Annotated in this window: 18 protein-coding genes and 1 tRNA gene; 11 read left to right on the forward strand and 8 right to left on the reverse strand. The window is 60.4% G+C overall.

Annotated elements, in window-relative coordinates; all coding sequences use genetic code 11:
* The first annotated feature begins 298 nt into the window (after positions 1 to 298).
* The 4 genes from I1M21_RS09120 (at position 299) to I1M21_RS09135 (ending at position 4,976) form a co-directional block, all read left to right on the forward strand.
* Positions 299 to 1,018: a GntR family transcriptional regulator gene (locus tag I1M21_RS09120; RefSeq protein ID WP_195193307.1), complete on the forward strand. Its 720-nt coding sequence runs from the start codon at positions 299 to 301 to the stop codon at positions 1,016 to 1,018.
* A gap of 101 nt (positions 1,019 to 1,119) precedes the next feature.
* Complete coding sequence (locus I1M21_RS09125; RefSeq protein ID WP_195193308.1) at positions 1,120 to 3,096, forward strand: RecQ family ATP-dependent DNA helicase; 1,977 nt, start codon at positions 1,120 to 1,122, stop codon at positions 3,094 to 3,096.
* Entirely contained in the window at positions 3,096 to 3,863 is a 768-nt protein-coding gene (locus I1M21_RS09130; protein WP_229025720.1) for a GntR family transcriptional regulator, read from the forward strand. Before I1M21_RS09125 ends, I1M21_RS09130 begins: the two co-directional genes overlap by 1 nt.
* A gap of 144 nt (positions 3,864 to 4,007) precedes the next feature.
* Positions 4,008 to 4,976: an SIS domain-containing protein gene (locus I1M21_RS09135; RefSeq protein ID WP_195193309.1), complete on the forward strand. Its 969-nt coding sequence runs from the start codon at positions 4,008 to 4,010 to the stop codon at positions 4,974 to 4,976.
* A 131-nt stretch (positions 4,977 to 5,107) separates the two neighbouring features.
* Here the strand turns inward: I1M21_RS09135 and I1M21_RS09140 are convergent, their stop codons facing one another.
* Positions 5,108 to 6,085: an L-lactate dehydrogenase gene (locus I1M21_RS09140; protein ID WP_195193310.1), complete on the reverse strand. Its 978-nt coding sequence runs from the start codon at positions 6,083 to 6,085 to the stop codon at positions 5,108 to 5,110.
* 211 nt (positions 6,086 to 6,296) lie between these two features.
* On the opposite strand from I1M21_RS09140, the gene metA reads away from it, so the two are divergent.
* Together metA and I1M21_RS09150 are read left to right on the forward strand one after the other, a co-directional pair.
* Positions 6,297 to 7,223 (forward strand): homoserine O-acetyltransferase MetA, encoded by a 927-nt coding sequence (gene metA / locus I1M21_RS09145; protein ID WP_117583845.1) that lies wholly within the window; start codon positions 6,297 to 6,299, stop codon positions 7,221 to 7,223.
* Between the two features lie 543 nt (positions 7,224 to 7,766).
* Positions 7,767 to 8,669 carry a hypothetical protein gene (locus I1M21_RS09150; RefSeq protein WP_229025721.1) on the forward strand — a complete coding sequence of 301 codons (903 nt, stop codon included), beginning with the start codon at positions 7,767 to 7,769 and terminating at the stop codon, positions 8,667 to 8,669.
* A gap of 167 nt (positions 8,670 to 8,836) precedes the next feature.
* Here I1M21_RS09150 and I1M21_RS09155 read toward each other — a convergent pair whose 3' ends face one another.
* The 4 genes from I1M21_RS09155 to I1M21_RS09170 form a co-directional block, all read right to left on the reverse strand.
* Positions 8,837 to 9,433 carry a 5-formyltetrahydrofolate cyclo-ligase gene (locus I1M21_RS09155; protein WP_195193312.1) on the reverse strand — a complete coding sequence of 199 codons (597 nt, stop codon included), beginning with the start codon at positions 9,431 to 9,433 and terminating at the stop codon, positions 8,837 to 8,839.
* 120 nt (positions 9,434 to 9,553) lie between these two features.
* Entirely contained in the window at positions 9,554 to 9,883 is a 330-nt protein-coding gene (locus tag I1M21_RS09160) for a type II toxin-antitoxin system HicB family antitoxin (RefSeq protein WP_022094981.1), read from the reverse strand.
* On the reverse strand, positions 9,876 to 10,139 hold the full coding sequence (locus I1M21_RS10030; protein WP_195193313.1) for a type II toxin-antitoxin system HicA family toxin: 264 nt from the start codon (positions 10,137 to 10,139) through the stop codon (positions 9,876 to 9,878). The genes I1M21_RS09160 and I1M21_RS10030 overlap by 8 nt, the downstream gene beginning before the upstream one ends.
* 155 nt (positions 10,140 to 10,294) lie before the next feature.
* Positions 10,295 to 13,339 (reverse strand): insulinase family protein, encoded by a 3,045-nt coding sequence (locus I1M21_RS09170; protein WP_195193314.1) that lies wholly within the window; start codon positions 13,337 to 13,339, stop codon positions 10,295 to 10,297.
* Between the two features lie 578 nt (positions 13,340 to 13,917).
* Here I1M21_RS09170 and I1M21_RS09980 point away from each other — a divergent pair.
* The gene (locus I1M21_RS09980) at positions 13,918 to 15,087 is read left to right on the forward strand and encodes an ATP-binding protein (RefSeq protein ID WP_271763349.1); all 1,170 of its coding nucleotides are present in this window, start codon (positions 13,918 to 13,920) and stop codon (positions 15,085 to 15,087) included.
* Between the two features lie 100 nt (positions 15,088 to 15,187).
* Here the strand turns inward: I1M21_RS09980 and I1M21_RS09180 are convergent, their stop codons facing one another.
* The gene (locus I1M21_RS09180; RefSeq protein WP_195193315.1) at positions 15,188 to 15,679 is read right to left on the reverse strand and encodes a hypothetical protein; all 492 of its coding nucleotides are present in this window, start codon (positions 15,677 to 15,679) and stop codon (positions 15,188 to 15,190) included.
* Between the two features lie 215 nt (positions 15,680 to 15,894).
* Between I1M21_RS09180 and I1M21_RS09185 the strand changes: the two genes are divergently transcribed.
* Entirely contained in the window at positions 15,895 to 16,977 is a 1,083-nt protein-coding gene (locus tag I1M21_RS09185; protein WP_195193316.1) for an HNH endonuclease, read from the forward strand.
* Between the two features lie 445 nt (positions 16,978 to 17,422).
* On the opposite strand, the gene I1M21_RS09195 is transcribed toward I1M21_RS09185, so the two are convergent.
* On the reverse strand, positions 17,423 to 18,109 hold the full coding sequence (locus I1M21_RS09195; RefSeq protein WP_195193318.1) for a DUF5710 domain-containing protein: 687 nt from the start codon (positions 18,107 to 18,109) through the stop codon (positions 17,423 to 17,425).
* A gap of 335 nt (positions 18,110 to 18,444) precedes the next feature.
* Positions 18,445 to 18,519 (reverse strand) — tRNA-Val (locus I1M21_RS09200).
* Between the two features lie 289 nt (positions 18,520 to 18,808).
* On the opposite strand from I1M21_RS09200, the gene I1M21_RS09205 reads away from it, so the two are divergent.
* The 3 genes from I1M21_RS09205 (at position 18,809) to glmM (ending at position 23,708) form a co-directional block, all read left to right on the forward strand.
* The gene (locus I1M21_RS09205; RefSeq protein ID WP_195193319.1) at positions 18,809 to 19,831 is read left to right on the forward strand and encodes a DMT family transporter; all 1,023 of its coding nucleotides are present in this window, start codon (positions 18,809 to 18,811) and stop codon (positions 19,829 to 19,831) included.
* A 149-nt stretch (positions 19,832 to 19,980) separates the two neighbouring features.
* Positions 19,981 to 22,293, forward strand: coding sequence for a DUF4012 domain-containing protein (locus tag I1M21_RS09210; RefSeq protein WP_195193320.1), 2,313 nt, complete (start codon positions 19,981 to 19,983; stop codon positions 22,291 to 22,293).
* Between the two features lie 83 nt (positions 22,294 to 22,376).
* Positions 22,377 to 23,708, forward strand: coding sequence for a phosphoglucosamine mutase (gene glmM, locus I1M21_RS09215; RefSeq protein ID WP_195193321.1), 1,332 nt, complete (start codon positions 22,377 to 22,379; stop codon positions 23,706 to 23,708).
* Positions 23,709 to 23,780 lie beyond the last annotated feature (72 nt).

Genomic DNA, 23,780 nt, shown 5'->3' on the forward strand with positions numbered 1-23,780 from the left:
GCCTCAAGAAGGAGTAACATCGGGGCTTGCAGCGACGGACCTCAGGACACTCTTACACCACGTCTGCGCGCGCGACCGGCTGTTTTGGGTGTGCTCGGCAGGTCGCGAAAAGTCTACTCACTTGGAGTTTGGGCCTTTGGTCGCGGGGCTGCCAGTCCCGTTTTTGGGTCAAAATAAAGGCACCAAAAAGCTGTCCCTTTTTGGTAGGTTCGGTGTATCGTTTTATCATTGGGGTATCATAGGTACAGACGTTATATACGTATTCGCTATTTCGATATTTTGATAAGAGTGACCAGATATGCCTGCGCCTAAAAATGCACCGCTTTACCAGCAGATTTACGATGAAATCAAAGATGCGATCGAAAAGGGTGTCTATACACCTAAGGAGCGCATTCCATCCGAGCTTGAGCTTGCCGAGCAATACGAGGTGAGCCGCATCACGGTGCGTCGCGCTGTTGAGGAGCTGTGCTCCGACGGATATCTGGTTAAACAGCAGGGCCGCGGTACGTTTGTTTCCACTCCGCACATCAATCGTCAGTTCCATGCCTCGACGCTGCAGACGTTTACCGCGCTGTGTGCCGATAACGGCATGAAGGCCGGAGCCCATGTGGTCGATCGCCAGATTGTGCCCGTGCGCCAAAACGAGATGGAGTTCTTTGGGCTGCCGAAGGACGCGCTACTGCTGCACATTAAGCGCGTGCGTACCGCCGACGGTGAGCCCATCTTTGAGGAGAACATCTTTGTGCCGTTCGACCAGTACCGCGAGCTTTTGACGGCCGATCTTGAGAACAAATCGATTTTTGCCGAGGTAGAGCGCGTGGGCGGAACGCCGATCGTCTCGGTTGGTTATCGCACGGTTGAGGCCGTTCGCGCCAATGCCGAGCAGGCGGCCGAGCTGGGGATCGCTCCACACGATCCGCTGCTCAACCTGCGCGCCGGCTTTGTTGGTCCCAACGGCGAGCCGGTCCTGATGGGCAAGCAGTACTACGTGGGCTCGCGTTACGTCATGGTGATGTAGCCATTGGGGTCCGTCGTTCTGGCCAACGACTACCTGCTGCTCGGTGCTTGTCCTTGTGGCGGCGTATAATCGGCGGCAGATGACTTGGACGTTAGGAAACCATGACCGATAGCATGCAGCAGATGGCGCTCGACACGCTCGGCGCCTATTTTGGCTACACCTCGTTTCGCCCGGGACAGGACCGCATGGTCGATGCGATTCTTGCAGGCCGCGATGCGCTGGGTGTTATGCCCACGGGCGCCGGCAAGTCCATTTGCTACCAGGTGCCCGCGCTCATGCTGCCCGGCATCACCTTTGTGGTGAGTCCGCTGCTGTCGCTTATGGAGGACCAGACCCGTGCGTTGCTCGCGGCGGGTGCGCGACCCAGCTATCTCAACTCCAGCCTTACTCCGGCCCAGCAAAACACCGTGCTCAAGCGGGCGCGCGAGGGCCGCTATCAGCTTATGTACGTGGCACCCGAGCGTCTGCTCGAGCCGCGCTTTTTAGCCTTTGCGCAGGAGGCCGCGGCGGACGGCGGCATTGGCGTGCCGCTCGTGGCCATTGACGAGGCCCACTGTGTGAGCCAGTGGGGCCAGGATTTCCGCCCCGCCTACCTGCAGATTCGCGAGTTCATTGATTCCCTGCCGCAACGCCCCATCGTGGCGGCCTTTACCGCTACGGCGACCGAGCGTGTGCGCGCGGACATTCAGCAAATGCTCGGCCTGCAAAACCCCGCGACGGTGGTGACGGGCTTCGATCGCAAGAACCTCTACTTTGGTTGCGAGGAGATGGGCGACAAGGCCAAGACTGCCTGGGTGCGCGACTACGTGATTGCGCATTCGAGCGAGAGCGGCATCGTGTATTGCTCGACCCGCAAGACGGTCGACGCGCTGGCCGCGGAGTTTGCCGAGGCACTGGGCCCCAGCGGCATTCGCGTGGGCCGCTACCATGCCGGCATGGGCAACGACGCCCGCCGCCAGAGTCAGCGTGCCTTTATCGACGACGACATCCAGGTGATGGTTGCTACCAACGCCTTTGGCATGGGCATCGACAAGCCCAACGTGCGCTACGTGATTCACAACAACGTGCCCGAGAGCATCGAGGCCTACTACCAAGAGGCGGGCCGCGCCGGCCGTGATGGCGACCCAGCCAGCTGCCATCTGCTGTGGAACGGCAACGATTTTCGCATGCGTCGCTTTTTGATCGACCGCGGCGATGCTGCCGATGAGGCACTCGACGACGAACAGCGCGCGTGGGCGCTCCAGAATCGCTATCGACTGCTCAGCCAGATGGAGGGTTACTGCAATACCACCGGCTGCCTGCGCGAATACATGCTGCGCTACTTTGGCGACGAGGCCGCGGCCGAGCATGCGACAGCCGCCGCGGGTGGCACGACAGACGACGCCGAGGGCTGCGGCAACTGCAGCAACTGCCTCACGCAGTTCGAGGTCGAGGACGTCACCGATATGGCCCGCGTCGCCGTGCGCTATGTGGCCACGCGTCCCATGCGCTTTGGCAAGTCGCTGATCGCCGACGTGCTCCACGGCGGCAACACCGAGCGCATTCGCCAGATGCATCTGGACGAGGACCGCGGCTACGGTGAGCTGTCGAGCGAATCGGTCGGGCGCATCAAGGACATCATCGGCCAGCTGTGCGGTCGCGGTTATTTGGCCACCTCGCAGGGGCAGTACCCGGTCGTGGGACTGGGTCCGCGTGCCGGCGAGGTCGAGGACGAGGCGTTCGTCTTTACCGTTAAGCGTCGCGCGTCCAAGCGCAAGGCCTCGGCCCGCGCCCGCCGCGCCGTCGATCTGCTGCGCGAGGAGGCCGAGCTGGATCAGCGCCCGCGCGTGGGTGACGATGTCGAACTGTTCGAGCGCCTGCGTGCCCTGCGCAAGGAGATCTCGACCGAGCTGGAGATGGCGCCGTACATGGTCTTCTCCGACAAGGCCCTGCGCGGTCTGTGCCGCCTGCGTCCACAGACGCGCGAGGAGCTGATCCAGGTCAACGGCATTGGCGAGAAAAAAGCCGACGCCTTTGGCGAGCAGTTTATGGCGGCGATTGAAGAATTTGAGTCCGAGCATGCGCGGGATGGAGCGTAATGATGGCAGCCGATGGCAAGACCGAACGTTCCGAGCGCGCCGAGGTGCCCGCCGTGCCGCTGTACCAGCAGGTCATGGACGACCTAAAGGGCGAGATCGCGCGCGGCGTGTACCCTGCCGGCTCGCGCATCCCTGCCGAGATGGAGCTCGCGAAGTCCTACGGCGTGGGGCGTATCACCGTGCGCCGTGCCATCGAGGAGCTGTCGCGCGCGGGGTATCTCAACCGCCAGCAGGGGAGGGGCACGTTTGTGTGCGCTCCCAAGCTCAAGCGCAAGATTCGCCAGAAGGGTGACGTCCAGAGCTTTACTGAGGGTTGTGCTGCCAACGACATGGTGCCGGGTGCGCGTCTGGTGTCGCGCACGGTGGTCGCGGCGACGCACGAGGATGCGGCGTTCTTTGGCGTGGAGCCCGGCTGCGAGCTTATCGTGGTCGAACGCGTGCGCACGGCCGACGGCATCCCCGTCATGCTCGAGAACAACGCCTTTGTACTCGCCGACCATCCCTACCTGCAGACGCTGGCCGACGAGGACCTCACCGATAACTCAATCTTTGCGCTCGTTGCCGAGCATTCGGGTCGCGCGCCGCTCAAGTCCGACCCCTGCACCGTGGAGATTGCGCTTGCCGATGCTCAGACGGCCCCGCTGCTGGAGGTGCCGGTCGGCGAGCCGCTCTTCTATATGGAGGCCTACTTTACCGACGCCGGCGGGCGCCCTCTACTGCTCGGCCGCCAAAAGATCGTGGGCTCGCGCTACGTCTTCGACATCTAACGTCCACAGATAGAACAACATAGAACAAATTTGCCGAGATGACTTCACGGGCGTTGTTACACGTGCTATAAATAGGACAACATAGAACGACAGCAGGTACGAGTTGTCGTCGTTCAAAGCCGCCCCACAAGGAGGAGCATCAGCATGAACGCACATGATCTGGTTCAGGAAATCATCGAGCGCAAGGGCAAGGTCGAGAACGTCTTTTGGATCGCCTGTGGCGGTTCGATGATCGACCTCATGCCGGCTAACGAACTGCTCAAGCGCGAGGCCACCACGTTTACCTCGACGGTCTATACGGCGCGCGAGTTTTGCCTGATGGCTCCCAAGAGTCTTGGCGAGAAGTCGCTCGTTATTGCATGCAGCCACAGCGGCAATACGCAGGAGGTCGTCGACGGTTGCGAGATGGCGTTGGCTGCCGGCGCCGAGGTCGTCGCTATGACCGACTGCGAGGGTTCCAAGATCGACAGCGGCAAGTGGATCACCTGGGTCTATCCGTGGGGCGAGGGCGTGTCACAGGCCGAGGTGCCGCAGGGCATCGGCGCTCTGATCGCCGCCGAGTTGCTCGACCAGCAGGAGGGTTACGAGGCGCTCGCCGACATGTATGAAGGCCTTAAGCAGATGGACGCGCTGCTGCCCGCCGCGCGCGAGAAGGTCAACGCCGAGCTGGGCGCCCGTTTTGCCGAGCTCTGCCAGCAGCACAAGTTCTTCTATATCCTGGGATCCGGCCCCAACTTTAGCCAGACCTACGCTATGGCCATCTGCTCGCTCATGGAGATGCAGTGGCAGCACTGCTGCTATATCCACTCCGGCGAGTACTTCCACGGCCCGTTCGAAGCCACCGAGCCCGGCGTGTTCTACTTTGTACAGCTCGGATCGGGCGAGTGCCGTCCCATGGAGGAGCGCGCGCTGGCGTTCCTCAACACGCACACCGACACGATCATGGTGCTCGATGCGCTCGAGTACGGCGTGGGCGAGGTGCCCGCCAGCGTGCGTTCGTACCTGGAGCCGATCTTCTTCTACAACATGAGCTGCGAGCTGCGCGCCGCCCGCGGCAAGGTGTTTGACCACAGCCCCGAGGTTCGTCGCTACATGGGCATCGAGCAGTACTAGGTACCGGGAAAAGTATTCACCTTCGATTCGCAAGCGAACAGCGTGCGTAAAAAGCGGGCCGCGCCGGTGGGTTTCCGGCGCGGCCCGCTTAGTATCGCGCATAGATTCGCAAGGTTGCGGCAGCCAGCAGCCTACTTTGCGTCGTAGGCCTCGGCATCCCACCAGTCGAGCTGGGCGATGTTGTCACGAATGTGCTGGCAGCTCTTGTGGAAGCCCTCGAGCTCGTGCTCGGACAGGTCCGGCGTGTAGACCTCCTCGACGCCCTCGGCACCGATCACGCACGGCAGGGAGGTGAAGATGCCCTCCTCGTCATACTGGCCGGTCATAAGCGTAGAGGCCGAAAGCACGGCATGCTCGTTATGCAGCACAGCGGCGCAGACGCGCGCGGCGGAGTTGGCGACGGCGTATTCGGTGCACTGTTTGCCCTGGTAGGTTACGTAGCCGCCCTTGCGTGCGAGCTCCTCGACCTCCATGTGGTCGAAGGCATACTTGTCGGGGTTCTCGGCCTGAAGCTCGTTAAGGCTCTTGCCGGCGATGGTTGCGGCCTTAAAGGCGGCCAGCTGGCTAAAGCCGTGCTCGCCGATCATGTAGGCGTCGATGGACTTGGGGCTCACGCCGACCTTCTTGGAGATCTCGGTGCGCAGGCGGGCGGAGTCCAGGCCGCAGCCCGAGCCGATGATCTTCTTGGGATCGTAGCCGGTCAGATGCCACAGCTCGGTGCACACGACGTCGCAGGGGTTGGAGATGCTCACGAAGATGCCGTCAAAGCCGGCGTCGACGATGCGCTTGGCAAAGGTGCGGGCGGCGTCGGTGGTAAAGAACAGCTCGCCGTCGCGGTTGCCGGCGGCCAGCGCGACCTTGCCGGCGGCGTTGACGATGACGTCGCAGCAGGCAAGCTCCTCGTAGTGGTCGTAGCAGTTGACGATCTTGGTGTTGTACGGGACAAACGAAAGGGAGTCGCGCAGGTCCTGGACCTCGGACGTCACCTTGGCCTCGTTGATATCGCACAGGTACAGCTCATCGGCAATGCCCTGCATGAGCAGACTGTTGGCAACATGTGCTCCTACGTGGCCCTGGCCGACCACACCGATCTTACGCGTCTGGTACATATATGTATCCTTTCGGCCGAGTTTTTCGCGTCGAACCATTGTAGCGTCCAGCTGCCACTTTGCTAGACTAAAGCGCCGTAGATTTTTGGGACATGCCTTAATCTCTACTTTTGGAGTGATTTGGGCCGCTGACGGCATCGCTGGGCGATGTGCTCGCGCGGATGGGGCCGCTCGTTGTACCATAGCTGCAACTGACTCGTAAGGAGCATCCATGCCCATTCGCATCCCCGACGCCCTCCCTGCCGCCGCGCAGCTCGAGAGCGAGAACATCTTTGTCATGACCGAGTACCGCGCGCTGCACCAGGACATCCGTCCGCTGCGCGTGCTCATCCTCAACCTCATGCCCACCAAGATCGCCACTGAGACGCAGATCATGCGCAAGCTCTCCAACACGCCGTTGCAGGTGGAGGTAGACCTGCTGCGCACCAAAACGCACGAGGCCACGCATGTGAGTGCCGGCCACCTGGAGACGTTCTACCGCACGTTCGACGACATCCGTGACATCCACTACGACGGCCTGATCATCACGGGCGCGCCGGTGGAACAGATGCCGTTCGAGGAGGTCGACTACTGGCCCGAGCTCTGCCAGATCATGGATTGGTCTACCACACACGTACACTCTACGCTGCACATTTGTTGGGGCGCGCAGGCGGGGCTCTACCATCATTACGGTATCCAGAAGTACGACCTGCCGGCAAAGGCGAGCGGCGTGTTCGAGCATTATCTGGTGAAGCCGCAAAGCCCGCTGGTCCGCGGCTTCGACGACCGTTTCTATGCCGTGCATTCGCGCAACACCGATGTGCGCCGCGAGGACGTGGAGGCCGAGCCGCAGCTTGAGGTTGTGGCCGTGTCCGACGAGGTGGGCCTGTACATCGTCAAGTCGACCGACAGCCGTCGCTTCTTTGTATTTGGCCATCCCGAGTACGATACCGACACGTTGCGCCTGGAGTACGAGCGCGACGTGAAGCGCGGCCTCAACCCTCAGGTGCCGGCGCATTACTTCCCGAACGACGACCCCACCGCCGAGCCGCGCAACGTCTGGCGTAGCCAGGCTCAGCTGTTCTACACCAACTGGCTCAACTACTACGTCTACCAGACCACGCCCTACGACCTGGCCCGCGCCGGCGAGGAGCACTAGGCTGCCGAGGCCATGGCTGCGGGCTGCGGCCGTGGCTGTGGGCTGCGGCCGTGGCTGTGCCTGCAGCGTGACGAGCGTGGATATCCGGACACACGAGCGTGGATTTTCGGACGTTTACAAATCGAGCGTGGATAATCTCCCACTTTTGGCTTGAAACTAGGCTCAAAACGGGAGAATATCTACGCTCATTTTTACGCATCTAGATGCCGATGGCTTGGCTAAGAGATGGTACATGCAGAGGCAAAGTCGCATTTGACGTAGTCTTGAATCTCGACGGGTTTTTCTTTCTGATAATCCGATGGACCAAGGTATCTAAATGTGGAGACAGGGACCTCTTGGCAAGGCTTCTACCTGCAGATATAAGCCATCAACCTAAAACGTCCAAAACCGTCAAGCATTTGGTCAGCGCCTGGACGGTATTTGGTCAGACTTCGCATGAAACCGTCTGGTACGTTTGCGCCGTTCCAAGATTTGGGAGGCGACATGGGAAACACGACGGCGAATCAAAGACTTAGAAGTCACATTAAAGCATGCGAACAGCAGATGAGCTGCGTGTACGCACGCACGGCAGCGGAGGCAAAGCAGATTGAGCGGCGGGCGGAGGCGGGAAGTCTAGAGGCGGTCATGCCGGGGCTGTATGCGCGTCCGGAATACTGGTCCGAGCTCAAGTTTCGGCAGCGTTATCTGCATCGGGTGCGGGCACTTGCGCAAAGGCATCCCGACTGGACATTTTGCTCGTATACGGCGGCCGTTATCTATGGCCTTTCGGTTTCGCATGCCAATTTGACGCACATCCATATCGCCGTGGCACCAGCGCAATCGACGACGTCGGGCTCTCAGATCATTCGTCATCGCTATGCTCGTCAAACACGGGCCAGCCAGATGAATATTGCCGTGACCGACATCGATCAAACGATTACGGATTGCCTGGTCGATGCATCGTTTGTCGAGGGACTGATTATTGCGGACTCGGCGCTCCATGAGCAGCTTTTGTCGAAGGAGCATCTCGTTGAGACCGTCGACAAGCTTGGCCTGAATCGTCGCGGCGTTGTGACGGCGCGCAGGGTTGCACAGTGTGCCGATGGGCTGTCGGAAAGCGGCGGCGAGTCCAAGGCGCGCGCCCTGATGATCGAGCGCGGCTGGCAGACGCCAGAGCTGCAAGTTGAGCTGTTCGACCCGGTTGAGCCGGGACGGCCGTATCGCGTCGACTACTTGTGGCGCGTGGGCGACCGGCTGATCGTCGGGGAGTTCGACGGATTCGTTAAAAGCGAGAAGGCGGCGGAGGAGGGCAAGCTCGCAAAGGCGCAATTTGATGAGCGTCAGCGCGAGTCGAGGCTTTCGCTGCTTGATAGCTGCAAGATCGTGCGCTTATGCTGGGATGATCTAAGGGATCCGACAAAGCTCGATCGCAAGCTCAAGGTCGCCGGCGTGCCGCGTGTGTGTTGAAGCGGTTGCAGGGCATTTATCTGCACGAGCGTGGAAATCCGGACGGACGAGCGTGGATTTTTGGACGCTTGTTGAATGAGCGTGGATAATCTCCCGTTTTTGGCTCGTAAGGGGGCTTAAAGTGGGAGATTTTCCACGCTCATTTTGCGGGCGCGATACAGCGGCGATTAGGCGCTGATGATGTGGGGTAGCGGCAGGTCGTGGGCGTCGGTGGGAACGTGGTCGACACGCTGCTCGTCAAAGGCGATGCCGATGATTTGGCATGCGGGCGAGAGCATAGGCAGGTAGCGGTCGTAACAACCGCCGCCGTAGCCCAGGCGCGCGCCGGTTTGGTCGAAGGCCACGAGCGGCACGATGATCATGTCGAGAGCTTCGGCAGGCACGATAGGGAAGCGGTCGCTGTCGATGTCCGTGGCCGCAAAGGCCCGCGTGGGGTGGGCGATAAACGGAGCCGCGGACGCATCGTCGGCGGCAACTGCCCGCATACACATGCGCTGGCCACAAGCCACGGCGTCTGTTGCCGAGAGCATGCACGGATAGGCCACGCGCCAGCCGCGCGCGGCGGCCGCAGCGGCAAACGCGGCAGGGTCTGCCTCGGAACCCATCGCGGCATAGACGGCAACGATGCGCGGCGCCGCGGCATCCAAGCGGCCCAGCAGCTCAACCAGCCGCGCACAGATATCAGCAGACTTCGCCGCCCGAAAGTCCAAATCAAGAGCATCGCGCCGAGCAATCACTGCCCGCCGCACTTCAGCCTTGTCCATCCTAACCTCCTCGAGCAAACCTGCCAAAAGGGACAGGTTTATTTTGGCAGGTTTTATCTGGGCAAACGTCGAAGCCGCCACAAAGGCGCCCTTTGTGGCGGCTTCGACTCGACGTTGGCTTCACAGCGCCGCAGCGATCGCTTCAGTCACAAACTTATTGAGCGATTCACCCTTCTTTGCCGCCGCCAGTGCTGCCTGCTTGTGAAGCTCGGAGCCTGTTCTCACATTGAATGAGCCCTTAAAAGCCCGCTCTGGTTCCTTGCCCTTTTCGGCACAAAACTCAAGGTAATCGTCGACGGCGTCGTGGAAGCATTGCTCCACTTCTTCAGCCGTGGAGCCTTCAAATACGATTGCGTCCCTAATGCCGGCGACCATACCTGTTAGCACATGCTGTTCGGCATCGAACTCGACCGGGGCGAAATAACCCTTGTATGCCAAAACGTTACTCATGACTACCTCCGACATCTTGCAGAAAGCGAACGATGTTTCGAATGGTTCCCGCTGTCAATTCGTCAGATGGATGAGGTGCGTGCATTACGAACATCCTGCCATCTGATGGCCTGTAGAAGCGAACGCGCGATCCGGATGTCTTGCCTTTGCTGTCCATTTCAAAGCCATATGAAGCCATAACTTTAAGAAAGTCAGCGAATCTATACGTTGAAGGACAGTTAAGCAGCTGGGCGATGAGTTTATCGATCCGAGTCATCCTGCCTCACATTCTGCAACTATATTCTAGTTGCAATTTCAGTTCGTTGCAAGCACCTCTACTATAGAACATGTGTGCGTATAGAACAAGTGTTCGAACTACCACGAAGGGCGCCTTTGAACTGCGACCTTCGTGGTAGTTTTGCTTGCCGTGCCTTAGCCCAGCAGGTCGACTACGTTGAAGCCGGCGTTGCTCTTGGCGATGACGTCGCGGCCGCCAAAGACGCAGGTGGGCGATTCGGCTGCGATGCGCGTCACATCGGCGCCGAGCGAGCGCAGCTCACCGGGTGTGGCGGCGAGCATTTGGGCGCGACGCTCCTCGCGTGCGTGCGGATCGAGCCCGGCCAGGTAGGTCGTGTTGCGGCGCTTGGTGAGCGCGTACGGCTTCACCGGCGCGTCCATGCCGCTCACGCAGCTCACGATAAAGCCCTCAAAGGCGGCCTCGTCGGGCTCAAAACTGCCAAGCCATGCACCCGCGCGCTCCACGCGCTCAATCGAAGGATCGATCGCCGGGTCGCGGTAGGTGTAGAACGCCGTCTGGCGCTCGCCGGCTGCGCGGAATCCGCAGCCGTACGCACCGCCCTTCACGCGAATCTCGTTCCACAGGTAGTCGTAGGAGAGCGCGTTGGCAGCCACGGCCCAAGCGCCTGTCACGTCAATGCCCAGGCGACGCGGATCGCACGCACGCGCGGCAAAGCAGATGTCGCTGGGGATCACGAAAGCCTCGTGGCGGTCGCACGGCGTCGGCACCACGAGCGCGTCGCGGCCGGCATCGGCGCCGTCGCCAGCGTCCAGCCCCAGGTCGCCCGCGGCATCCCAGTACGCGTCAAAGTCCTCGTCGCTGCCGGTAAAGCTCGCCATGCAGCCATCGGCCACAAAGATGCGCTCGGCCAGCTCGGCAAGCTTGGCGCGTAAATCCTCCACGCGTTCGTCAAAGTGGTCGAGCAGATCGCGCAGGAACAGGTAGAAGTCCACGCCCGAAAGCTGCTCGCGCACCACGGCCGAAGGCGAGCTGTAGCTCATCGCGCGACCGAGCGCCGCCGAGTGGCCGTTGTTGATAAAGCCCTGCTCAAGCCCAATGCGAATTTGCGTGAGCACGTCGCGCATGCGGTCGGCGTCGGCGTCTGCCAAAAGCGTGCTCGACCATACCTCGCGCGGTAGACTCGCCAGCGCGTCGATCTTCTCGGACAGGGCGCCGGCGCTCACCAGCAGGTAGGGGCGCACGCCGTCCACTTCGGGCTGGGTCATGACCTCGGTCGTAAAGCTCAAAAAGCCCAGCTTGCCAGCGAGCAAGTTGTCGAGTTCCTCGGCCGAGTGCTCGCGCGTGGGTAGCTGCTTAAGCAGGCGGCAGAGCAGTGTCACATAGGGCAGGTCCTCAAACGTGACGCAGCTCAGGTCGAAATACTGCATGGCGTAGGCCAGGCGGTTGGTGGGGATGCCGTGGCGCAGGCAGGGGATGGGCGCGGTCGTGTCCACGACCAGCGGCGGCTCGGGGCGCGCCTCGCCAATGTCGGACACGCGCAGGCGCGGCAGCGTGGCCTTGGCCTCGGGCGTGTCTTCCGCCTCCTGCGCGGCACGCAGCGCGGCCGTGCGCTCGACCACGTCGGCCAGCTCGGCATCGGTCATGGCATCGCGCTTGGCTGCTAGCTCGGCGGCCTCGGCACCCTCCGAACCCTCGGCGGCGTCCACCGGCACCAGCTCGACCAGCGCCATGTGATCGTTTTCCAGCACCAGCTCGCGCAGCAGGTCCTCAAAATAGCTGCCGTCCAGCTCGCTACGCAGCTCCTCGTACACCGGGCCATACTTGAGCGCCAGCGTCGCAGCGTCGTCATCGTAGAGCCAGGTGCTCAGCGCATCGCACGCAATGGCCACGCCGTCGGCGATGCCATAGTCGCGCTGGCGCAGGTCGTACTCGTTGCTGCTGATGATGGCCTCCAGGCGCTCGCGCGGAACGCCGTGCTCGCACAGGTCGCGGCAAGCGTCCTGGAATACGCGACGCAGCTCGCGCGCCACGCCGGGCTGCGCATTTTGCAGCATGATGAGCTCGTAGGGCTGCAGGCACTCGGCCGCGGTGTAGCTCACCACGTTGCCGCCCAGGCCGGCGGCCAGAATGGCCTTCTTAACTGGTGCTTCGTTGGAGCCCAGCAGCGCCTCGAACAGGATATCTGCTGCGATCGTGCGCTTGCGGTCGAGTGCACTGCCCAGCACAAGACCCAGGCCCACCAGGGCGTTCTCGGGCGTGGTGGCCATCTCGACGCGCTTATACTCGCAGGTCACAGGCGCCTGCACGTCCAGCGGATTGGGTGCCAGCGCGGACGGGTCCTCGCCGGCGGCAACAGCGGCGTCCATGCGGCGGCTCGCGGCACTCGACTGCGACAGATAACGCTCGTCCAAAAAGGCTAACGCGCGGTCCACGTCCAGGTCGCCGTAGAGCGTGATGTAGGAGTTGGAAGGATTGTAGTGGCGTGCGTGCGTATCCAGGAACTGCTCGTAGGTGAGCGCGGGGATCGCACGCGGGTCGCCGCCGCTCTCGTGCGCATAGGCGGTGTCGGGATAGAGCGCGGCGTTGACAGCATCGTCCAGCACGCTCATGGGATCGGACAGCGCGCCCTTCATCTCGTTGAACACCACGCCGTTATAGCGCAGGGTGCTCTCGCGCAGGCTCGCGGAGCCGCCCTCGCCATCGCCCTCGGCGTCCTCCGGCAGGTCCAGCTCGTAGTGCCAGCCCTCCTGCTCAAAAATGGTGGGCTTGGTATAGATGGCCGGGTTGAACACCGCGTCCAGATACACGTCCATCAGGTTGTACAGATCCTGCTCGTTGGTGGTGGCAACGGGGTAGATGGTCTTGTCGGGGTAGGTCATGGCGTTGAGGAACGTCTGCATGGAGCTCTTGATCAGGTCGACAAACGGCTCCTTGACGGGAAACTTGGCCGATCCGCACAGCACCGAGTGCTCAAGAATATGGAACACGCCGGTGGAATCGGCCGGCGGCGTCTTAAAGCCAATGGCAAAGGCCTTGTTTTCGTCGTCGCATGCCAGGTACAGCAGGCGAGCGCCCGAGGCGGTGTGGCGTAGCACGTAGGCGTCCGAGTCGAGCTCGGGCACGGTCTCGCGGCGCTCGACGGCAAAGCCGTGGCAGGTGGTGTCGGGCACCAGCAGCGCGGCGGCAGCGGCGCGCGGGTCGGTTGAGGTGGTGGGCATATGCAGTCTCCTTTGACGCCCCAGCGGGGGCGAATCGAGTCGAATCCTCGAGAGTATACCCATATGGGGCCGCGGCTCTGCGGTGAACCGAAGACGATGCCAGCGGATTGGGTAAAGGCCCCGCGTGACCGCCGCGCGAGCGTGGAAATTTGGACACTCGCCAAACGAGAGTGGATATTCGGACGGACGAGCGAGGATTTCCGGATACCTATCGAACGAGAGTGGATATTTGGACGGAATTTGCCGCAAAAGCCCCAAAAACCGTCCAAATATCCACTCTCGATATCCGACCGTCCGAAAATCCTCGCTCGTCCATCACTCGCGTATCTCTCGTCTCTCATTCGTCTCTAATATGAGAGATAACTGAGCAGCAAAGAGACAGGCAATCATGGTATTGTCTCAATACCGATTGTTCTACCAGCAAAAATATGTATAAATGAAGCAAATGGTAGACATTCCATCTCTATCTATCTCTTATCTCTAAGCCGAGAGATAGAGAGATAAATGAGAGATAATTACGAGAGATAACTGAGAGACGAGGGAAATCTATCCGCGGCATTCTCCGCAGGACCGAGCGAGTGGAGCTTCAGGGCGTCATCGTTCTGGTCATCACGATTGAGGAGCTCGACCCGTCGAGCAAGCCCTGCTATGTAATAGAACGCGGCGCCCAGGGCGGCAGCTACAAGCGCATCGATGACAAAGATGTCCCGCTTTCGTCGACCGAGGTGCTCGCATTGGCGTCATACGGTCGAGCGACTCCGAGCGATCGCGACGCGGTGGCGGGCGCGGGCGCGGACGATCTCGACGAGACGCTGGTCGACCGCACGATAGAGCGTGCTTTCTCGCTGACGCCCCGAGCTATGCGCGGTGCGATGGACAAGAAAACAAAGCTGGAGCGCCTGAATTTCCTCGACTCCCGGGGTAATGTGACTAAGGCCGGGCTCCTGGCTGCGGGCATCTATCCTCAGCAGTTTTATCCCAAGCTCTTCATTGACGTGGCTGTCCATGCGGGAACTCAGAAGGGCATGGCGGGGTCGTTGAGGTTCATGGACCGCACAATCTGTGAGGGAACGTTGGGCGAGATGATCTCGGATGCCGTCGCAGCCGTCGCCAAGAATTTGCGGCGAATCTCGACCGTCCAAGGCGTCTCGCGTGTCGACTCGCTGGAGATTCCCGAGGAGGTTCTGCGCGAGGCAATCGCCAACGCCGTAATCCATCGAGAATACGGGGATCGGTTCTGTGGACAATCGATTGCCGTCGACGTCTTTGACGATCGTGTCGAGGTGACGAACCCTGGCGGCCTTTACGGGGGGAAGACTCGCGAGAACTTGTTTGACGGCAGCTCCCGATGCCGTAACGCGACGCTTGTGAAGCTCATGTCGATTGTCCCGCTGCCGGATGGCGCAGGTTCGCCGGCTGAGGGCAATGGCTCGGGCATCCCGATGATGATCGATGCCATGCGCGCGCATGGTCTGGCCGAGCCCCTGTTCTGCCCGGGATTCGATCGGTTCAAGGTCGTACTTTTCCGTTCAAAGATCGAGCCGGTCGATCATGGCGGGGGCTTAATTGTGACGGCACTCAAACATTACGGCGAGCTGGGGACGCGCGAGCTGGCAGAGCACACAGGGCTCACAATTTCCCAGGTTAGGTCGCGCGTCAACGCGCTCATTGCTCAAGGCGAGCTTGAGCCCACGGCGCCGGCGACGAGCCGCAACCGCAAGTATCGACTGTCGGAGCGCGTGGGATAGATGCGTTAGTGGACGAGGCGACCCAATAATCGACCCTCGATTGGCGTCCATTAAGGTAAAGCGGTTGTTGCCCAGTCGACGGTGATGCTAAAGACTCGGCTTACGCCGACATGGCCCCGAACCCGTCTATCAAGAACAGCCTAAGAACCAGCTTGATGACATTTCCCGGTTTGACTTCAGCCGTGCCAAAGACGCTGCGCTCGGCGAGTTCGCCGCAGTATGCGTAGATATCGCGGATGAGCTCCGCGCCCGAAAGCGTAAACATGTAGCCTGCGTCCGAAAGTGCATTGGGTGCGGCGGGCAACTTGGCCATGCGGCAAAAGGTCAACAGGTCGGGTGCCATAGCGTCCTGGTAGCCAAGATGGCTGCCGTCTTCTTGTGCGGCGAGTTCCAGCTGGCGTACTCGATCCAGCGCCACTGCCAGCACAAAGCTCGGCGTAGGCGCATTGACGTCCTGAGTGGTCGCCACAAGCCTGCCCGCCGCCTGCGTGACAAGCCAAGCGACCTCGCGCTGGCAACGCACGGCCTTGCGCGTAACCGGCTTGATGGACGAAGAAGAAACGCTCCCCTTAGGCGGATTCGAAACAGCCACAAGAACCTCCCATGAACGACCCGGCCCAACAAGCCCGGATGAAACACGTGCTACATCAGTATACAGGGGAGTGGGGTAGTGGGGTACAAGCGCGCTAGCGGCAAACCGAGAGCATCAACGATGTGCCGATCGCGGAATGAGATCTCGTAATAATTGACTCTCGGTCATATTATTGAGGGGCATGACTCGCGTTCGTATGGTTGTAGGTGCTGGCGATGAACGACATTGACCTTGCTGTTCCGTTGATGGATGGACCAAGCTATGACCGCGCCTGCAGTCTCGTGCCTTCCGAATACGTTGAGGCATGGGAGTGGTTTCTGGGTGAGGAACAGCGCGGCGGCGTTTGGACCAGCCTTCCGCACCACACCAAGGAAGATAGCCCTCAGTATCAGTACCGTTTGAGAATTGGCTCGGACTTCTTTCCCGTAACGCGGGATTCAGGGATCTTCTGGCCGGGCCAGGATCGGGTGAAGCAAGATCCCAATAAGATCTTTGCGCTTTCGGTCCATAACTCTAAAAAGAACTTCTACACCGATGTGCCTCCGCTCTATTTGGACGATGGCACGTGGGTCATTAAGTATTCGGTTCAAGCGCCAGGCGCCGTTGGTTCTCGAGACCAAGACTATAACCTTAAAATGCTCAACTGCATGGAATGTGGCGTTCCAGTCGGAGTCATATTTGCAACCGAGGTGGGCTACAAGGTGCTCGGCCTTGCGTTTGTTGAACGGTTCGAGTCCGAAAACGGATGGTTTGTTCTGCACGGTCCTGTTCATAAAGGCGGACCGGACCCTCGTTTTGCGCCCGACATGAGTTATCTGAAGCACATGCCCGTCGATATTGAGTTTGTCGGACAGGGTACGACCGACGACGAAAAGGCCCGCTATGCGTTAAGGCGCGAGCGATTGGGGCAGCAATGGTTCCGCAAGCAGCTCGTTGCCGCCTATGATGGCCGTTGCGCGGTGTCGGACTGCGGCGTCAGCGAAGCTCTGGAGGCTGCACATATCGAGAATTACTCGGGACCCAAATCGCAGGTTGCCAGCAACGGCATTCTGCTTCGGCGCGACTTACATGCTTTATTCGATGCTCATCTGATTTCGTTTGAGCCTGTTTGCGGCGAATATCGGCTGTGCGGATCGTACCTGCTGGATAAGACCGATTACGTTTCCTTTGCGGGTGCGACGCTAAGGCAGCCGAATGAGCGTCAGTGGCGACCCAATACGGTGTTTCTTGAGGCCCATCGTATCGAGTTCGATCGCTCGGAAAAGAAGCGTGAAAAGGCGGGGCTTCTGCCGTATTAGCGTATTTGGCTTTGGCATTCTTTGACGATCGTGTTGTTTGATCGGATCGCGTGGCGATGCAATCTCGCGCACGCCCGCCGGTGCATGCTCTTCCTGATTTGTATAGTGAGAGGGGAGCGTGTATGAGCTGGCGAGGCGATATTGCGATGGGGAAGTACGGAAAACTGCCGCGTACCCTTATAGACAACAATATGTTTTCGAGCGTAGAGGTTGATTGCGGGTCGTTTGTCGTCACCTGCCCTTGCTGCGGCTCGCAAATACCGTGTCTCGATATTCGGTTTATCGATGCGCGCGACAGACTCAGCGACGAAGTGAGAAAACGGACAGGCGTTCATATGCCGGTGTATCCGGAGAAATGCCCTGTTTGTGGCCTCGATATCGTGTACGACGCCGGCGACGAGGGATAGGTGATGCGGAGGAGCTGGCTGTGAAGGCTTCTCTGTATCTACAAATAAACCCCCTCACCGAGTTGCCTGTGGAACTCGGCGTGATGGTCGCGTGCCCAGGTAAAGAGCGCCTGGTCAAAGTCGGTACGCGTGGCCGGGACGCCAAAGACGCCGGCAACTTCGACGCGTATAAACTCCAGTGCCGGCAGCTTGTTGATGGCAGTGAGGGCAAACGGGGACGAGGGCTCCTCGAACAGATAGCGGCTGCCTTGCAGCGCGTCGCAACTGGTGCACGTGTTGCCGAGCGACGGGGCTTTGGAGGCCCGCGCGCCTACGGGCTTGTAGCCGCAGCGCTTATGAAGGTAGTCGCGGATCTCGCCCGGCACGCAGCCAAGAGCGGGCACGATGGCGAGTGCGTTGGCGTTGGCCGTGTCGATGGCAATGTGCCCGGCTTCGTTGGGCGCGTGCGCGATGACGATGCTCTCGTCGTTATCGGCTCGATAGGGAATGCCGAAGGCCGCGACCGAGGTCTCTTTGTGACACTTCCAGCACTCACGCTTGCCCAGTACTAGATATATATACGGCGCCGAGGGGTTGGATCGGTCAACACCGGGCAGCCACTCGGCAAAGGGCTCGGGGTTGACGCCGCTGGGTACATACCAGATCTTCTTGGTCCGGTCCCATTTGGCGCCCAGCGCCTTGGCTTCTTCTTTGTGCGAAAAGGGGACATCGAGCTCGGTGCGCATAGCGGCTCCTTGGTGCTGCAGGTGCAAGTGGCTCAAGGATACCGCAGGGCGCAGACATCGCGGCGTTTTGCTGAGAAGTTGCGGTGCGGACTGATTGGTTATGCCGATGGATAGATCGGCAAGTAGATGGTCGGCTTTTGGCCAGTTGGGCGGTTGGAGCAGCTTGCGGCGCAGTTTTGTGCCTGGTTATTGTTGATGTTGGGGTATTGAATTTGTTTGGCTGCCATTCGTCAGGTGAATTGATGTTACGTTGCGATGACGGTTGGAGTTGCCAGCTGATTTGGCGATATAAAACAAAACAGCCCAGAGTACATAGCCTCTGAGCTGCGAACATTTGGTGGGCGTTAGAAGATTTGAACTTCTGACCTCTTCCGTGTCAGGGAAGCGCTCTCCCCCTGAGCTAAACGCCCGATCAAGGGTGCGCAAGCGCGCAAGGGATAATATAACGGAGCCTGAACTCGGTGGCAAGAACATTTTTAAAAATCGCTTACATTGTGGAATTCGGGGGCTTTGTCGTATCCATTTCAAAAGAGCCTGCTGCCGCGATTTGGCTGTCGCATAATGCAAGGCCATTGCGGTATCGAGCTATGGAAAGACGCCTGCGGAATTGTCCTACCGATAAGCGGACAAGCCTCCAGCTGGTGACTTCGCCGTGGTAAGGTAAGCCGAATTGTTTCCAGGCTGTTTCGGGGGAGTGAAATGAGCAAAGAGTGTGTCGAGCAGGTCGAAGGCGCAGGGGCTTCGGTGCCGATGACCGATATATCGAACATTGATGTGCCCGAGGGCACCGACGAGCTCAGCCGTAGCACCCGCCGCGCCTGGCGCGACCGCCTTAACGATGCGTCGTCGCGCAAGATGATCACGGGCGTCTTGGCTACGCTGGTGGGCGGTTCGTTTTGGGGCTTCTCGGGCACCAGCGCGAGCTTTCTGTTCGATACCTACCACGTCGACACCTTGTGGCTTATGAGCGTGCGTCAGATTCTCGCCGGTCTACTCTTTATGGCCGTGGTTGTCACGCGCGACCGCGAGCGTCTGATTAAGCTCTGGACCACACCCGCCGATCGCAAGCAGCTGCTGCTCTTTACCGCCTTTGGCCTGTTGTTCAACCAGTTTTGCTATCTTTCGGCCGTGCGCCTGACGAACGCCGGAACCGCGACGGTGCTCCAGTGCCTGCAGCTCGTTATCATCATGGGCTACACCTGCGCGATCGATCGCCGCATGCCGCGTACTCGCGAAGTCATCGGCATTGGCCTGGCTCTGGGTGGAACCTTTTTAATCGCCACCGGCGGCGACCCCACCAGCCTGAATATCTCGCCGCTTGGCCTGGCAGCAGGTCTTATGTGTGCGGTCAGCGCCGCGTGTATGGCGGTGATTCCCGCCAAAATCCTGCCCGAATACGGCAGCCCCATCGTCACGGGCTCGGCAATGCTCACGGCGGGCGTGGTCTCGTGCGTCTTCGTGCAGCCCTGGGCGCATATGCCGGCGCTCGACGCTGCCGGCATCGAGGCGCTCGCGGTGTTCGTGGTTATCGGCTCGTTTTTTGCTTACATGCTTTATATGCAGGGCGTTAAGGACATCGGCTCGGTGCGTGCGAGCCTCATCGGAACTGTGGAGCCGGTTTCGGCGACCATCACCAGCGCCGTTATGCTGGGGACGGTGTTTTTGCCGACCGACCTTATCGGCTTTGCCATGATCATCGTGATGATGTTCCTCACGGTGTAGCTAGCGCCGCCGCCAAGACAGAAAAGGTGTTGTGCCGCATTTTCGCCAATTGATGTCCGTGTCTGGAGTTTAGCTGTCGATGCTCAAAATGCCATAAACTAGTAACGTTATGGACTTTTTCATTGCGACTCAATTGCGAGGATTTCTTTATGGCTGGTAATCACTTTAAGGGCAGCGATAGCGGCCGTCCTGCAGTTCCGCCGCGTCCGAACGGGGCTGGTAAGGCCGGCACGCCGGGCGGCGCTGGACAGGGCGGTTCCGGTAAGCGCGTGTCCCCGGGCGAGACGGCGATGTTTACCGCTCTGTACGAGCAGTCTCAAAAGGCAAAAAAGACCGGCCGTGCAAAAGGGAATGTCTTTGCGGGCGGTGCAACCTCCGCGTCGCAGCCGAGCGGGGCTCCTTCGGTGTCTGCGAACAACGCAGGTGCTGCCAACGCCGCGAATGCCGCTGGCAACGTTGATGCCGGCAAGGCCGCCAACAATACTCCCTCTGCCGGTGGCGCGGGGCTTACGGGTAACCTTGGCACGATCTACACCGGCGCCTCCGAGACTGGCACGTTCGCCCGCCTGGATGATAGCGGTGCCGAGTTTGCGGGCTCGGGATCCAAGGAAGATTATTACGATTTTGGCTTGAACTACGGTAGCGACGCTTCGTCGAGTTCGACCTCTGACGGTCTGGTCCGTCATCGCCATCGCAAGGGCGAGGGCAAGAAGCGTCACACTGGCGCCATTATTGCCGCTGTAGTCGCGGTGCTTCTCGTTGCGCTTGGCGCGAGCGGCTTTATGCTGCTTAACTCGGCAAAGACCGTAAAGAGCGAAGCGAAGGAGGCTGTCGAGATCGTCGGTGGCCTTAAGGACAAGGTCACGTCGGGCGATTTTTCGACGCTGCCTGACGACGCGAAGAAGATCGATGAGCTCTGTAACAGCATGAAGGCGGAGACTTCGAGCCCGCTGTGGACGGCGGCTTCGTTTATCCCGGTGTATGGCAGCGATATCAATGCGGCCCGCACCATGATCGACGCCCTGTCCGATGTCTCGAGCAATGCGCTGGTTCCCATGGCCGATAACCTTTCGCAGGCTACGCCCGGCAAGCTGTTCCAGGACGGCATGATTAACGTGTCCGCGCTGCAGGCGGTCGCCGATTCGCTTTCCAGCAGCTCGAAGGTGTTCAAGAGCGCCAACGAGAAGGTCCAGGGCATTGGCGATACTCATATTTCCCAGGTGACCGAGCTGGTCGATAAGGCCAAGGACGGCTTTGCCACCCTCAACGGTGCGGTTGACGCGGCGGAGAAGGTCGCCCCCGTCCTTCCCCAGATGCTCGGCGTCAACGGCCAGACGCGCAACTACCTTATGTACGCCATGAACAACGTCGAGATTCGTGCTTGCGGCGGCTTTGGCGGTTCGCAGGGCCTGATTTCGGTCACTGACGGCCAGATGTCGATTGGCGAGTTTGTTCCATGTATTGCGCTTAGCAAAGACGAGGCGGTTGAGAGCGTCGACGAAGAGGACGAGGCACTGTTTGGTGACCACAGTAACCTGTACAACTCTGGTAACGCGTATTCGCCCGATTGGCCCCGCAACTCGCAGCGTGTCGCCGCGCTGTGGAAGTCCCAGTATGGGCAGGACGTTGACGGCGTCGTGGGTATCGACCCGGTGTTCCTGCAGTATCTGCTGGGCCTGGTCGGTAATGTGTCGCTGCCCGACGGAACGGTTGTCGACGGCACCAACGCCGCAAAGGTCCTCATGCACGATGTGTACTGGAACTATCCGGTCGAGGAGTCGGATGGCATCTTTGCATCCGTCGCCAGCGCTGCCTTCGACAAGATTCTCGGTGGCATCGGTGACGTTGACGTTACAAAGCTTGTCGGTGCATTCGAGCGCGGTGCCGAAGAGGGCCGCCTGATCGCGTGGATGAGAAACGATGATGAGCAGAATGCCATCAAAGAGACGGGCATTGACGCTTCGCTGCCCGATCCGGATGATCCGAGTGCCGATCCCGTTGCCGGCGTTTACTTTAACAACCTGAGCTTCTCGAAGCTCGACTGGTATCTGAACGCCGACACGCAGATTGGCCAGGGCGTGAAGAACGGCGACGGCACGTGCTCCTATCGCATCACCGTTACCCTGACGAACATCATGACGCAGGAGGAGGCTGGCAAGCTGCCCGACTACGTTGCGGCGAGCGCACCCGATGCCGCGCGTGACGACGAGCGTCTGAATGTCTCGTTGTTTGCCCCGACGGGCGGCAACATTACTGATCTGACCGTCGAGGGCACCCAGTTTGGTCTTGGCGCCGCTACGTGGCATGGAATCCCCTTCTATTCGGGCACCGTTGACCTGCATGCTGGCGAGACGACGACGATCACGTATACGCTGACCACGTCGGCCGAGGCGGGGGACAAGCCGCTTACGCTGCGTCAGACTCCTACATGCCAGGCGGCTCGCGACAGCGCGTCGGCGTAGGGTTTTTCTGGTAGCGCAGATAATCGAGTACCATTTTGGGGCGGACAGGCAATCTGTCCGCCCCTATTTTGTAAGGAGAGCGCATGAAGTACTTTGGCACCGACGGTTTTCGCGGTGAGGCCAACGTTGGGCTGACGGTAGAGCACGCTTATAAGATTGGCCGTTTTGTGGGCTGGTATTACGGCGCCAACCGCGAGCGCAAGGCGCGCGTGATCGTGGGCAAGGACACGCGTCGCTCGAGTTATATGTTCGAGGCGGCGCTGGTGAGCGGCCTGGTCGCGAGCGGTGCGGACGCCTATATGCTGCATGTGATCCCGACGCCGGGCGTGGCACATCAGACCGTGGAGGGCTGCTTCGATTGCGGCATCATGATCAGCGCGAGCCACAACCCGTTTTGCGATAACGGCATTAAGCTCGTCAACAGCGACGGCTTTAAGATGGACGAGGACGTGCTGGAGCTCATCGAGGACTACATCGATGGCAAGAGCGAGGTGCCGCTGGCCACGGGCAACCACATCGGTGCCACGGTGGACTACATGCAGGGTCGCAACCGCTACATTGCTTCGCTCATCGCAAGTGCGAACTTTTCGCTGCAGGGCGTCAAGATCGGCATCGACTGCGCCAACGGTTCGGCATCCTCGGTGGCCAAGCCGGTGTTCGACGCGCTGGGCGCCGACGTGCGCGTGATCAACGCCGCGCCCGATGGCTTTAACATCAACGTCGACTGCGGCTCCACGCATATGGAGCGCCTGCAGCGCCATGTGGTGGAGCAGGGCCTGGATGTGGGATTTGCCTACGACGGCGATGCCGACCGCTGCCTGGCCGTGGACGAGCGCGGCCGCGTGGTCGACGGCGACCAGATCCTGTACGTGTGCGGCGTGTACCTGAACAAGCACGGGCGTCTCTCGGGCGGTACCGTGGTACCGACGATCGCCAGCAACTTTGGCTTGGTCAAGTCGCTGGAGCTTGCCGGTCTGAGCGCCGTGACCAGCGGCGTGGGCGACCGTCACGTGTATGCCAAGATGCGCGAGGGCGGCTACAGCCTGGGCGGCGAGCAGACGGGCCATACGATCTTTGGCGATATCGAGCGCACGGGCGACGGCATTATGACCTCGCTGCGCGTGATGGAAGTGATTCGTGCCGAGCGCGAGACACTCTCGCAGCTCACGGCTCCGTGCAAGCTGCTGCCGCAGGCGCAGGTGGCCGTGCACGTGGCGGACAAGGACGCCGCGCTCGAGAACATGGGTGTGCAGAACGCCATCGCCGAGGCCGAGGCTGCGCTGGCAGGCGAGGGCCGCGTGCTCGTACGCAAGAGCGGAACCGAGTCGGTTATCCGCGTGCTGGCCGAGGCGCCCGACCAAGCATCCGCCGATGCCGCCATGAAGCGCATCGCCGCCGCGCTGGAAGCTCTGTAAGGTAGTCATTGGGGACGTTCTTAAACGACTAGGTGGAAAGGGGACGCTGCGGATTGGTTCCGCGGCGTCCCC

It is taken from the genome of Collinsella aerofaciens, from assembly GCF_015546965.1.
Lineage (GTDB): Bacteria > Actinomycetota > Coriobacteriia > Coriobacteriales > Coriobacteriaceae > Collinsella > Collinsella aerofaciens_X.